Origin of the sequence: Niallia sp. FSL R7-0648 (genome assembly GCF_038007005.1) — a bacterium.
GTDB classification, from domain to species: domain Bacteria; phylum Bacillota; class Bacilli; order Bacillales; family Cytobacillaceae; genus Niallia; species Niallia circulans.
In genome coordinates this window covers 664,761-677,237 of sequence record NZ_JBBOWE010000001.1, presented here as the reverse complement: position 1 = coordinate 677,237, position 12,477 = coordinate 664,761, and the positions used below count along the sequence as shown (strand labels likewise).

11 protein-coding genes are annotated in these 12,477 nt (G+C 33.8%); 2 read left to right on the top strand and 9 right to left on the bottom strand.

Annotated elements, in window-relative coordinates; all coding sequences use genetic code 11:
* Positions 1 to 140 precede the first annotated feature (140 nt).
* The 4 genes from lepB to NSQ89_RS03280 form a co-directional block, all read right to left on the bottom strand.
* The gene (gene lepB / locus NSQ89_RS03295) at positions 141 to 695 is read right to left on the bottom strand and encodes a signal peptidase I (RefSeq protein WP_061797496.1); all 555 of its coding nucleotides are present in this window, start codon (positions 693 to 695) and stop codon (positions 141 to 143) included.
* A gap of 36 nt (positions 696 to 731) precedes the next feature.
* Entirely contained in the window at positions 732 to 1,352 is a 621-nt protein-coding gene (locus NSQ89_RS03290; protein ID WP_047943089.1) for a TVP38/TMEM64 family protein, read from the bottom strand.
* Between the two features lie 217 nt (positions 1,353 to 1,569).
* On the bottom strand, positions 1,570 to 2,511 hold the full coding sequence (locus tag NSQ89_RS03285; protein ID WP_047943088.1) for an LCP family protein: 942 nt from the start codon (positions 2,509 to 2,511) through the stop codon (positions 1,570 to 1,572).
* 322 nt (positions 2,512 to 2,833) lie between these two features.
* The gene (locus tag NSQ89_RS03280; protein ID WP_341132250.1) at positions 2,834 to 4,819 is read right to left on the bottom strand and encodes a S9 family peptidase; all 1,986 of its coding nucleotides are present in this window, start codon (positions 4,817 to 4,819) and stop codon (positions 2,834 to 2,836) included.
* A 242-nt stretch (positions 4,820 to 5,061) separates the two neighbouring features.
* Here NSQ89_RS03280 and NSQ89_RS03275 point away from each other — a divergent pair, with 242 nt between their 5' ends.
* Positions 5,062 to 5,427: a hypothetical protein gene (locus NSQ89_RS03275; protein WP_047943085.1), complete on the top strand. Its 366-nt coding sequence runs from the start codon at positions 5,062 to 5,064 to the stop codon at positions 5,425 to 5,427.
* A gap of 20 nt (positions 5,428 to 5,447) precedes the next feature.
* On the opposite strand, the gene NSQ89_RS03270 is transcribed toward NSQ89_RS03275, so the two are convergent.
* A complete protein-coding gene (locus NSQ89_RS03270) occupies positions 5,448 to 6,029 on the bottom strand; it encodes a competence protein ComK (RefSeq protein ID WP_053215721.1) in 582 nt (193 codons plus the stop codon).
* Positions 6,030 to 6,216: 187 nt separating this feature from the next.
* On the opposite strand from NSQ89_RS03270, the gene NSQ89_RS03265 reads away from it, so the two are divergent.
* Positions 6,217 to 6,447 carry an IDEAL domain-containing protein gene (locus tag NSQ89_RS03265; protein WP_061797508.1) on the top strand — a complete coding sequence of 77 codons (231 nt, stop codon included), beginning with the start codon at positions 6,217 to 6,219 and terminating at the stop codon, positions 6,445 to 6,447.
* Positions 6,448 to 6,539: 92 nt separating this feature from the next.
* Here the strand turns inward: NSQ89_RS03265 and NSQ89_RS03260 are convergent, their stop codons facing one another.
* The 4 genes from NSQ89_RS03260 to NSQ89_RS03245 all read right to left on the bottom strand — a co-directional run bounded on the left by NSQ89_RS03260 (position 6,540) and on the right by NSQ89_RS03245 (position 12,202).
* Positions 6,540 to 7,817, bottom strand: a complete 1,278-nt coding sequence (locus NSQ89_RS03260) for a M48 family metalloprotease (protein WP_144581047.1) — start codon at positions 7,815 to 7,817, stop codon at positions 6,540 to 6,542.
* Positions 7,818 to 8,039: 222 nt separating this feature from the next.
* Positions 8,040 to 9,029 (bottom strand): lipoate--protein ligase, encoded by a 990-nt coding sequence (locus NSQ89_RS03255; RefSeq protein ID WP_047943079.1) that lies wholly within the window; start codon positions 9,027 to 9,029, stop codon positions 8,040 to 8,042.
* Between the two features lie 256 nt (positions 9,030 to 9,285).
* Complete coding sequence (locus NSQ89_RS03250) at positions 9,286 to 11,505, bottom strand: YhgE/Pip domain-containing protein (protein WP_047943078.1); 2,220 nt, start codon at positions 11,503 to 11,505, stop codon at positions 9,286 to 9,288.
* A 112-nt stretch (positions 11,506 to 11,617) separates the two neighbouring features.
* Entirely contained in the window at positions 11,618 to 12,202 is a 585-nt protein-coding gene (locus NSQ89_RS03245) for a TetR/AcrR family transcriptional regulator (protein WP_047943077.1), read from the bottom strand.
* Positions 12,203 to 12,477: the final 275 nt, after the last annotated feature.

Below are 12,477 nucleotides of genomic sequence, written 5' to 3'. Positions count from 1 at the left end.
GCGTTAATTTTAACAAAAAAATGCTGGGACATAAGTATCCCAGCTTAAGGTAGACCCAAACAATTATACAAAGATACAGATTCATATAATTGTTTGGCTATTTTATTAATTAAAAAAAGATGCTTACGTCCTACTCTTCCCTAAAAGGAAAATTGTATTTCATTAAATGGCCAATAGCGCAAGCTGACTTTCCCAACTACTTGGTCAATAGAAATAAATCCGAAATGTCGGCTATCCCAGCTCCCTAATCGATTATCCCCTAATACAAATAATTTCCCCTTCGGAACTGTAACTTCTCCAGTAATCTCTTTTAATGTAAAATTCCCTGTCAGCCTTCCTGAAGAAACTTGTTTGCGGTAGTCATCTAAGAAAGGCTCCTCATACTTTTTCCCATTTATAAATAGGTGGTCATCTCTATATTCTACTTTATCTCCAGGGATGCCAATTACTCGTTTCACATAATCATCATTTTTATTTGCATGAAAAACAATAATATCAAAGTGATTAAAATCAGTCATTTTATAACCAACTTTATTAACAACTAATTTATTTCCGTCCTGCAGGGTAGGCATCATCGACTCGCCTTCCACTACATAATTGGAGAAGAAAAAAGCACGAATTATAATAAAGATGATAATTCCGATAGCAAATGCCTTTAACCATTCTATGCTTTCTTTCTTTATTGCTTCTTTCAACCTCTATCTCCTCCAAACAATATTTACAACCATTTTTTAATGGCTTCTCTCTTTCTCATCAATCCCTACATTATTCATTTTCATTTCGATTCTTTTTCCAATAAACCAAAGAATAAAGATAGCAATCACAACAGGTATCGTACGTAATGGCTGAGCAATCATGGATCGTAAATCATAACCAATAAAGCTAATCGTACTAATCATAACAAGCTTACCAGCGATTACTGCCAGAATATATTGGCTTGTACTAATTCTCGATAAACCAGCTACTATATTTACAAGTGCAGATGGTGTAAATGGAAAACATAAAAGCAAGAACAAAGGACCAAATCCATGTCTTTCAATCCAGATCATTGGCTTCTGCACTTTTTTATGATTACTTAAAAATCTCAGCATTCTTTTTTTTCCATATTTCCTAATAATCGAGAATACAAGCAATGCTCCTAAAATTGTTCCAACCCATGAATAGAGAAATCCCAGCCAAAATCCAAATGCGTTCACATTAGCCATAATAAAAACAAACAGCGGCAAAAAAGGTAAAAACGCTTCTATCAGCGGCAGCAGGACCCCTGGCAACGGTCCAAATGAACGATAACTATCAATTAAATCCATTATTCTATCAAGTGTAAACCATTCTTTCATTAAGTTTATATCCATGAGCACAAAACCCCTTGTATAACTTACGCATCTTTTCGTATGTGTATTCTTTCAATAGTGTTGATTTTTTAATTAATCCAATAAAATACAAGGATCATTCCGCTCCTTATATAGCCATTCTCATTTTAACATCGGCAGACCCAAAATTCCCCTGCCTTTTCCATTTTAATTCATACATTGCTAATAAACATAAAGAGTATGTTAATAAACACTCCATTTATTGCGCTAGAAATTCTTTTATCGCTGCTTTATTCGCTTCTAAATCGACAGATAATACAGCAGCCCCATTCACTCTCATATCTTGAAAAGTTCCGTCTACTGGAACTCTTAACGATTCTACCTCATGACTTTTTGAAGTCAGTAAATCTTTCCCGATAAATAGCATGTCGCCAGTATCCATGCTCGTATTAATATATGGCATAATAACTCCTGCCAATTTGGGTAATTTTGCAAATGTTTGAACCGCAGAAACTTGATCAGCGATTGCTTGTAATGTTTTTTGTTGTCTTGATACTCTGCCAAAGTCTGATTCTGCATCGTGTCGGAAGCGTACATACCCCAGTAACTGTTTTCCATTTAAATGTTGTAGTCCCGGCTCTAATGTCACACCAATATTTTTAGACATTTGCTTTTCTACATCGATCTCTACACCATTTGGGAATGCTTCATCAATTACTGCTTCAAATCCTTCAAAATTAACAATTGCATAATATTGTAAATCTATATCAAAATTTTGTTTAATGGTTTGTCTTAGTAATTCAGGACCGTCAATCGTATATGCTGTATTGATTCTACCTTGTCCATATCCTGGTATATCTACATACATGTCTCTCATTAACGATATGATTTTATATGTTCCTTTATCTGGATGATATTGGGCAATCATAATTGTATCTGTTCTAGATTGCTTTTCGCCTTTACGCTGATCGCTTCCCAGTAAAAGAATATTCGTGCCCCCATTACTATCTTTTTCCCCATTAAATTCATATTTAACCTCGTCTATTCCTATCTTCCCTAACGATTGCTTTTCGCCTTGCTTAAATTGAAAAATACTATATATAGTTACAGCTAGTATAAATAGAATAAGGAATAGAAAGAAGACTCTTCCTTTTCGTAATCTCCTTCTTTTCTTTCCTTTTCTATACTCCGCTCTCCCCATTTCTTTTAATCCTTTCTATATCAATCTCATTTTTTAATTATTTCATTATTAATTGTAACCTTCGCAAAAAATTTATAGACCTTCTTTTCCATGTAAATTCCTACTGTTATCTAGCCCCTTAATTGCTTTGTCATTATCTTTCTTTTTACTATCATATCAAAAAATGCTCCATTCTACATTTTTTTCTGCTTAAAATTACATTGCAAGGTAACATTGTCCTTTTTCTCTCTTTTTCCATATACGCTCCTCTTAAAATTTCTCTTCCAAAAGAATATTCTTATATCAACAAAAAGAGGGCACCCAACGGCGCCCTCTTAATTTCTTATATATACTCTAAAAACCAATTGTTAATATAGTTTAATCTTTCTATTCGAAGTGCGGGTTTGCCACTCCTGGAAAGTTCATGATTTGATTCTGGAAAACGGACAAATTTTGTTTCTTTCTTTTGTACCTTTAAGGCAATAAACAACTGTTCTGCCTGTTCAATTGGACAACGATAATCTTTTTCACCATGTAATATTAGTAAAGGTGTTTGTATATTATAGACATAGGCTAACGGAGAATGCTTCCACAGTGTTTCTATATCATTTAAATCTGCTTTTATTTGCCAATCAGTGAAGTAATACCCTATATCACTAACCCCATAGAAACTAATCCAATTAGAGATCGAGCGCTGTGTAACAGCTGCCTTGAAACGGTCTGTATGTCCAACAATCCAGTTTGTCATAAAGCCGCCATAGCTTCCCCCTGTAACCCCTAAGCGAGAAGCATCAATAAAATCAAATGTTTCTATTGTATAATCAACGGCATCCATAATATCTTCATAATCCTTTCCACCATAATCTCCACGTACAGCATCTACAAATTGCTGTCCATATCCATGGCTTCCTCTCGGATTAATAAATAATACAGCAAAACCATTGGAGGCTAATGTTTGAAATTCATGAAAATAAGAATTAGCATACATTGCATGCGGTCCTCCATGAATCTCTACTACCATCGGATATTTTTCGCCCTCTTTAAAACCTTGTGGCTTCATTAACCACCCATGAAGCTCCCAACCATCCCGAGACACAATTTGAAGCGGCTCTGCTTCAGAGAAAGCATGAGTTTCGGCAAACTCCTTATTTATATTTGTTATTTGCTGAGTTTCGCCAGTCTCTAAATTTAATGTATATAAATCTCCAGGATGTGTAGGTGTGCTAATAGCCACTACCGCTTTTTTTAAACTGCCTCCTGTAGATAAACCATAAACATGCTGGTTATCTATAAGAGATGGATAGATAGCTCCAGAAGTATTTCCAAAATAAACAACTGTATTTCCGTGATCTGTTGCTAAAAAGGTAAAACTTTCATTGTCCTCTCCCCACAGCATACCAGGCGTTACAGTTCCCTGTTGAAAATCACCGATTGCATAATCCCCAACATTCACATCCCATTCTGGAGTTAAGCATTGTAGAGAATCCGTTTCTATCTCATACACCCATAGCTGAGATAGGGTAGCATTTTCATACTCTCTGCCGCTCCCTATTAATCCTAATCTTCTACTATCAGGAGTCCATGTTGCTTTTCCGTAATTTCCATTGCTTTCCGTAATCTTCTTCCAACTGTCTTCTTTTCTATTATAGAGATAAATATCAGAGATAAAACTGAAATCCTTTTCTTTGCTTTCATCTGCACTAATTGCTATGTATTGCCCATCAGGTGACCAGCTTTGCAAATAATAATTATTTTCTCCAGAAGTAAGTTGTGTGATTGTTTTATTCTTAATATTTAAGACAGCAATATGATCATAGCTGCCATCCCAAAAGCCCTTTCCGTCTGATTTATATTTCATATTTGTCACTTCTAGAGCAGAGAGCTTTTCCTCCTTCTCATCTGTTTTCATCTCTTTATTTTCTACTGTTTCTCCTTTTTTTAAATGGCATTGAAAAGCTATTTCTGTCCCATCAGGTGACCATACTGGATTACTCACTCCGTTCGCTAAAGAAGTAAGCTGCTCCGCTTCTCCACCTTTTTTACTTAATAAAAATAATTGATTTGTTCCAGAACGATTAGAAATAAAGACAACTTCTTCTCCAGTCGGTGACCATCTTGGAGAATGATTTCGATGTTTCCCAAACGTCCATTGCATTGTTTCAAGTGTGTTTAGATCTTTATGATAAATATTGGAATAATATTTATCAGTCTCTTTGCAAATGGAAGTGACTACATACAAACATTCTTCCCCTTTTACTTGAGGATCCACCACAGATTTTAATTCATATAAATCTTCTGCATTTATTCTTTTACTTTCTTTCACTTCCATCTTCCTTCCTTATTAAAATAATTATATATTTCGACATCTGAAATAACTTTCCCTTCTTCAGCTGCCTTTTTTCTTTTCTATATTTTATCAAAGATAGCAATTGAGCCTCGTACATTACAGAGGCAAATCTGTAACCCACCCGAAAATTGTCATTATTCACTTGAAAATAGGAAATAAAAAAGGTATGATCATAAACAGAGAACAAATGTTCTGTTTTATATTGAAGGAAAGGGGTAACGAGTATGACAAGAATTCCTGAAATAGAAAGAGATGTTATGGAAAAAGCTATTTATCTTCCTATGCTTTTAACAATACTTAATCGAGATCTGCAGGTCATCAAAATAAGTAATTTAAAATTAAAACAACCTTATATAGATTTACTCGAAAATGCAATGAAAGTAGTACAATCGGAGTTAAGAAAAACGAAGAGTTATATGTATAAGCATACAATGAAGATTCAAGAAGTAAATCGTGATGAAGCATTTACCATGTTTTTATTTATTTATAACGGCTATGAAGAATATCATAACTACTTTAACCCCCGCCTTCGGAATAAAGTTCAAGAATTATTGGAACATTATTTATACAAAAGGTTTACTATTAGCTAACAAAAACAAATAAAAAAAGTTCAATTACTATCCTGCTTTTTTTTATACATCATTTGAGCTTCTGCTAATTTTTTTTGTTTATCCACCAGTAAACTTTTATATGTTAACTTGGGATTAATACTTGCTTCATGATTATAACGCTGTAATGTTTTAAGAGAATTTGTCCGCATTATTTGATTTCTTAGGGTATAGAGCGAAACCCCTATTTCTACACTTTGCAAATTTTGAAACGTTATTCTTACCTTAGAGGCTTCTATTTTTTTGGTATCAAGAATATGATGAAGAGAAATCCATGCACAGTTGTTATTCCTAGGAGAATGAGTGGGAAAAAAATAAACGGAATTAAAATCATCAATTACAATTGGAAGTTTATGATAATAGGTCATTAGTTGGCGAGTCCCCTCCCTTCTCCCTTCATAAGAACTTCCCAGATAACCACATGTTGCTTTCACAATCATTAACGGACTAAGTTTGCATAAGAAAACATTATTATGTTCATATACCTTTGAATAGATATCGCCATTAGCTACAATAGAAGGCAAGACTGCAAGCGTATGATAATTAATATAATACTTATCGACTATTAAAAAATTTTCTTCCAACGATAAATCCTCCTTTTTTAGTAATCTTCCCCTATAATAGCACTTTTTACCTAATGAATCTTAAGACAAAATAATTTTTCAGAATATAGACATACTTTATAATCAAATTTCATAATTTTTAAAAAACAAATTGATAATTATCCATTTCTCCCATATAATATTAAAAAGGCATCAGGAGGGAAAGACAATGAATGATAAGTCCTATACTGAGTTTACAAAGTTAAGTGGCCAGAAAAAAAACACAAATACTTATGTAAAAGACCTCTATATTGAAATGTTGCTTTCTGAAATTCAATTAAATAATGAAAAAGCAAATTTGATGTCCTTGATTGATAAAGCCATTGATGAACATGACAGAGAAACATTCAACGAACTGAGCAGCGAATTTAATTTATTATGTAAGCGCTTCGGAACTTGATAATAATGGATTATTTTAAAGCCAAAGGATGTTCTTAAAGAGTCTAATCACCTACTATGATTAAATTTTTTAAGACATCCTTTATTTTTGGATTATTTTTTCTGATTTTGTAATCGAATGCTTTCTTCTTCCAGCTTACTAATTCTCTCCAGCATCGTCGGATGGCTATAGCGGAATATTTTTACCAATAAAGGTGGATTCACTTCACTCAGTCCGGTCTTTGCTAGCTTCTGAAATGTAACAATACCCGCCTCTGGATTTTCTGTTAATTCGACTGCATAATGATCAGCTCTTTTTTCCTCATATCTTGAAATGACATTAGTTAATGGATTTACAGTAAATAGCAGCATCGAAATTAATAAAAGAATTAAAGGGAAGGACTGTATATCCTCTACTTTTACAATTTTAAGTTCTGTCCCCCATCGATTTACAATCCAGTGCAGCAATTTATAAATAAAATACAAACCAAATAAAGAGGAAAATAAGGAGATGCCTATTCCTATATAAATATGTTTTTCTACATAATGAGCCATTTCATGTGCCATTACAAATAAAATTTCGTCATTATCTAATTCCTTTAAACTAGTATCCCACAGCACAATTCTTGCATTGCTCCCTATCCCTGTAACATAAGCATTTAACGCCCTCGTTTTATCTGACATATTTACTTCAAAAACATGCTCGGCTGGAATATTAGAAGCACTCGCAAGCTTCAATATCTCTGCCTCTAATTCTTTATCCTTTAAAGGGGTGAAATCATTGTATAGCGGGTCAATGACGACAGGCTGAATAAACGTGAGAAATAAAGTAAAAGGAATGGATAATACCCAGGCATAAAGCCACCACCTCTTTTGACTCTTGCTCATTAGCCAGTATAAGACGGAAACAATAAGAAACATAATGACATAATTCACCCAAAAATCAATGAATTGATCCTTCATCCAAGAAGGAAAGCTCTGGGTAGAAATATGATAGGTTTTCGATACAGAATAACTAATATAACTAAGTGGAAAGGTAATAATAAAGGCAGTTATATTCAGCCAAAATAAGTAAATAGCCGTTTGTATCGACTTATATTTCGCAGAAGCCTCTCCCCATTTTTTAAATACTTTGGAAAAACCAAATAACAAAACAAATAAGTAAAAAAGCCATTCAAATGGTGTAGAAATAAAAAACAAGAAGTTCCTTACCCGTGAATATTCCCCACTTAATACTAATTCTCTGCTATTTAAAAAGGTACTTGGATCTGCTTGGGATCCTTGATATTCAAAGGGCAAAGCTGGACTAGTATATTGAAATAAATACCAATAAAAAAACAAACCGTATAACACATAGGCAACTACTGCATAAAAGCCAATTTTTCTAGTCATAATCTCCCTCCTGCCTGCCTAGTACAACCTATTATTAATAAGTAGTCCAAAAAGAATTTTTTTAGAACTAAAAGGAGATATTTTCACTATTTATTTTGATGTAAAAAAAGCGTGTCCAGCTCTCCGTTGCACTCTTACTTTCAAAAAGGGTATAAAAAAAGCATCCAAAATAAGAAGAAACCTTCTATCATTTAAGATGCTAAAAATTATTCTTCTATATAATCAATAAATCAATTGCAGAAAATCTTCTTTTGTCACATTTCCAAAATAATGCTTTATGGAAATATCACCTAATGCCTTTTCTAATTCGGAGCGGTCATAGCGGACCCCGATCAGTCGTTTTTCAATATCTTCTACATCGCCAACTCCAAAGAAATCACCATAAATTTTGCAGTTTTTCACAATTCCTTTTACTACATCAAATCTTACATCGATTTGACCAACTGGGAAACGATGTGAATGCTGTAAATTGAATTTAGGAGATTTGCCATAATTCCAATCCCAATTTTGATATCTTTCTTTAGATAATTGATGAATTTTTTCCCAATCTTCTGCTGTTAAGACATATTCTTGAATATTCTCTTCCCCTTCAAAAAGATAGCTTAATAACAGGCTGCGAAATTCTTGAATGGATATTTTTTCTGGAAGAAATTCAGTAATGTTTGCTACTCTGCTTCTTACTGATTTAATCCCTTTGGATTCGATTTTGTCTTTTTTCACTTTTAGCGCTGACACAATATGATCCATTTCTGAATCAAATAATAATGTTCCGTGCGTAAACATTCTTCCTCTTGTAGAAAATTGTGCATTGCCAGAAATTTTTCTACCTTCAGCAAGAAGATCATTACGACCACTTAATTCAGCATTTACTCCCATGCTTTTAAGTGCTTGAACAACAGGCTCGGTGAATTTTCTAAAGTTATGAAAGCTATTCCCGTCATCTTTCGTGATAAAGCTATAGCTTAAATTACCTAAGTCATGATAGACGGCACCGCCGCCAGATAATCTTCTAACAACATGTATGCCATTTGACTCTACATAATCAGTATTAATTTCTTCTATCGTATTCTGGTTTTTCCCAATAATGATAGAAGGTTCATTTATATAAAATAAAAGATACGTTTCATTTATGTCTAAGTTTTTCAAAGCATACTCTTCAATTGCTAGATTAATGCGTGGATCTGTTATCCCTTTATTATCTATAAACAGCATAAAAAGACACCCCTTATAATTTTGTAGAATTATATCCAATTTTCCCGAATTTAATTACCCTTTTATACTATAACGAAAAAACGGGAAATAATCACTTCATTTGTACTTTTTTCATCGAATTGGCAAAGTTTAAGAAATGGAGTGATCTTTTAGACACCATATAAAAAGCTGCAACTATGTATCTTCCCCACACTCTATCAAGGTTTCGCACAATAGAGGTAACTTAAGAAGATATAAAGTTAGCAGCTTTTTCAAATTATTCTACTGTTACTTCTACTTCCTTATTTGTATAATACCGTTTGTATTTAAAAATAAAATAAACAGCTGTACCTGCAAAGAATACAAGTGGGTAAATACCAAGAATCTCTGCATTATGCCACATAAAGTCCATATCACCAGTAGAGATAACTGCTTTTAATCCAGCTACTGAATAAGACATTGGCAATAGATTGTGAATATGTTGTAAAACATTTGGTATTAACTCTAATGGGAAAGTACCCGCACTTGTTGTTAATTGGAAAATCATGATGATGACGATAATAAATCGTCCTGGGTTTCCAAATAAAGTAACCAAAAATTGAATAATCGAGAAAAACACTAAACTAGTTAGAATGGTAAATAGGATAAACAATGGTACACTTTCCACTTCCATTCCTAAGATGACTAGCAACACAAAGGAGGCAACTAAAGCCTGTAAGATTCCTACCCCAATCAAAATAATCGTTTTGCTTAAGAACCAACGAATTCCACTTTTTGGCTGTTCTTCTGGTTCTGCAAAAGAGAACACAATTGAGAGCATTAATGCACCAACAAATAGTCCTAGCGAAATGAAATATGGAGCTAAGCCAGTTCCATAGTTTGGCACATCCGATACTTTGTCTTGGTCAACTAAGATTGGTTCAGCTATCATGTCATATGTTTTTTCATCAGAATGGATGGAACTTGCTTCCTCAGCTCCGTCTGATAATTTAGACGAAAGCTCCTTGCTTCCATCTAATAAGGATGATGTTCCATTTACCAATTCTTTTGATCCATCTTTGAGCAAATTGGTTCCATCTGATAAAGCAGTCGATCCTGTTGCAAGTGTATTCATCCCTGATACTAAAGTATTTGCACCAGAAGACAATTTAGTAGAACCATCAACAGCTTTTGCGAATTCAGAAGCATACTTATTCATACCAGCCACAAATTGTTCCTGACCAGCTACCTGCTGTTTTACCCCATTTTCTAGCTGGCTGCTTCCATCACTTAACTGATTAATGCCTGTTTGCAATTGTTTTTGCCCTTTATTTAAGTCTGTTATGCCATTAGACAAGCTTGTTCCGCCGGCTGCAAGCTGGTCTGCTGCTTGACTTAACGCTTTTGTATTGGTGGCAATCGAAGAACTGCCGTCCACCAACCCTTTAAGTGCTGCTACAAGCTGCTGCTTATTTTCTTCTGGCAAACCTTGCAGCATGGGCATTATCGCATTAATTGTTTCCTGTAAGGTTGTTGCACCTTCATGCAACTGATTAGCTCCAGCAGCTAATTGTTCTGATTTATCGCTCCAGTCTGTTAAGCCTTGTGTTAAAGTATTGGAGCCTGTTTGCAGCTTATTTGTCCCTTCTATTAACGAAGGAATATTTGCTTTAACTGTGTTGATTCCATCTTTGGCTTGCGAAACACCATCAAGAATTGCCTGGTCTCCCCCTTGCAGTTTCTGTGCAGCATTATTTAATTCCCCTTGGGCTGATTGCAATTGCGTTAATCCTTGCTTTAAATCATCTGCTCCATTGGCAAGCTCTTTCACTCCATTATTAGCACTATTAACACCATCGGAAAATTGTATAGACTTTTCAGCAAGTGTTTCTAGATTTTTATACACTTCTTCTGTACCCGATTTTACTTTATCTGTTCCATCTTTTAAATCTTTTGCACCATTACTTGCTGTTTTTAAGCCGTCTGACATTTCCGTAATATTTTCAAAAATAGATTCCGCATAGGTTTCTGTCACTTCTTTACTAACACCTTGCTTTATTTTTTCAATTGCGGAATTCCCTATTTGAGAAGAAATAAAGTTATATCCTGGATTAGAAACATATTTTAGATCCAATTTTTGTGGATTATCTTCAAGTAATGTTGTCGCATTATCGGAAAAATCCTTAGGGATTTCTATCAGCATATAATACTTCTGATTTTTTAAATTTTTATAAGCAGTTTCTTTATCGACAAATTTAAAATTAAAGTCTTCGCTGTCCTTTAAATTTTCCACTAAATCTTTTCCAATATCTAATGTTTTTCCATTCATCTCTGTCCCAGTATCTTCATTCACAACGGCAACAGGCAATTTATCTAAGTTTCCATAAGGATCCCAGAAGGCCCATAAATAAATACCAGCATATAATATCGGAACAAACACAATAGCGATAACAGAGATCAGCATCATTTTATTTTTAAAAATAGAGGACAGCTCTGCCTTTAGTAAACTTTGTTTCATATAATTCCCTCCATTTTTAATCAATCATTTATCCTTTAAAAAACAATTCTAATAGCTTAGTTAAAAGAAAAACATCCTGGTTATTAACTTTAATAACTAACAGACTATTTTCTCATTTATTAAGCGGGTTTGCTAATCCATGAAATAAATGTAATTCAAAACTAGAAGCTATTTCCTCTGTAGTAAGAGGTGGATGTTGTTTCTCCCACTCAAAAATAAGCGCTAAGTATACTTTAATAATAATAAAGGATGTCAACTCTGGATTCTGGGTTTCAATCTCTCCTTTATCTATCGCTTCTTGTACACGTGTTTTCATATAATTTAAGATCGCATTTTCTAAATGGCTAATTACTTCCTTTACTTCCAGTGTACCAATTTCTCGCTGTTCTTGAAAAAGCTTAACCGTCAGATGATGCTCTTTACGGTATTCAAGCATATTCATCAGTGCACGATGGGCATTTTCCATAAACGTAGAAGAAGGATCAAATGACTCATCTGCTCTTTCCTTCATTTCTTTAATTAAATCATTAACAATTTCAAAAAAGAGCTCCTCTTTATTTTTAAAAAAAGTATAAATCGTTCCTTTTCCTACATTTGCAATTTTAGCGACATGATCCATAGTTGTTGCTTTATAACCAAACATAGAAAATGATTTAGTCGCCGCTTCTAAAATAAGCTTCCTACGATCAACAGCCAAATATTCCACCTCTTTCTTTCCATGCGAATAAAAACAGTTTCTCCAGTTATGTAGAAGAGATTTTCTCTCCAACCATTTATTCGCACTTATTCGCCATTTATGCATTCATTATTGATTCACCACAAAACTGACTAAAATAACATTTCGGTCAGTTAGTACAAAAAAGAATATATCACAGAGTTAAACCCGTTGCAACAAAAGAAACCAAGTGATTTTCGAAAAAATCACTTGGTTCCGTTTACAATATAATAACATCAACAAAAAATAATTTACGG

What these genes read in the sequence shown, in the direction of transcription:
- NSQ89_RS03285 (WP_047943088.1), bottom strand. Translation starts at nt 2,511, where the DNA reads ATGGGGAGAGCGGAGTATAGAAAAGGAAAGAAAAGAAGGAGATTACGA.
- NSQ89_RS03265 (WP_061797508.1), top strand. Translation starts at nt 6,217, where the DNA reads ATGAATGATAAGTCCTATACTGAGTTTACAAAGTTAAGTGGCCAGAAA.
- NSQ89_RS03250 (WP_047943078.1), bottom strand. Translation starts at nt 11,505, where the DNA reads ATGAAACAAAGTTTACTAAAGGCAGAGCTGTCCTCTATTTTTAAAAAT.
- NSQ89_RS03290 (WP_047943089.1), bottom strand. Translation starts at nt 1,352, where the DNA reads ATGGATATAAACTTAATGAAAGAATGGTTTACACTTGATAGAATAATG.
- NSQ89_RS03255 (WP_047943079.1), bottom strand. Translation starts at nt 9,029, where the DNA reads ATGCTGTTTATAGATAATAAAGGGATAACAGATCCACGCATTAATCTA.
- NSQ89_RS03260 (WP_144581047.1), bottom strand. Translation starts at nt 7,817, where the DNA reads ATGACTAGAAAAATTGGCTTTTATGCAGTAGTTGCCTATGTGTTATAC.
- NSQ89_RS03275 (WP_047943085.1), top strand. Translation starts at nt 5,062, where the DNA reads ATGACAAGAATTCCTGAAATAGAAAGAGATGTTATGGAAAAAGCTATT.
- NSQ89_RS03280 (WP_341132250.1), bottom strand. Translation starts at nt 4,819, where the DNA reads ATGGAAGTGAAAGAAAGTAAAAGAATAAATGCAGAAGATTTATATGAA.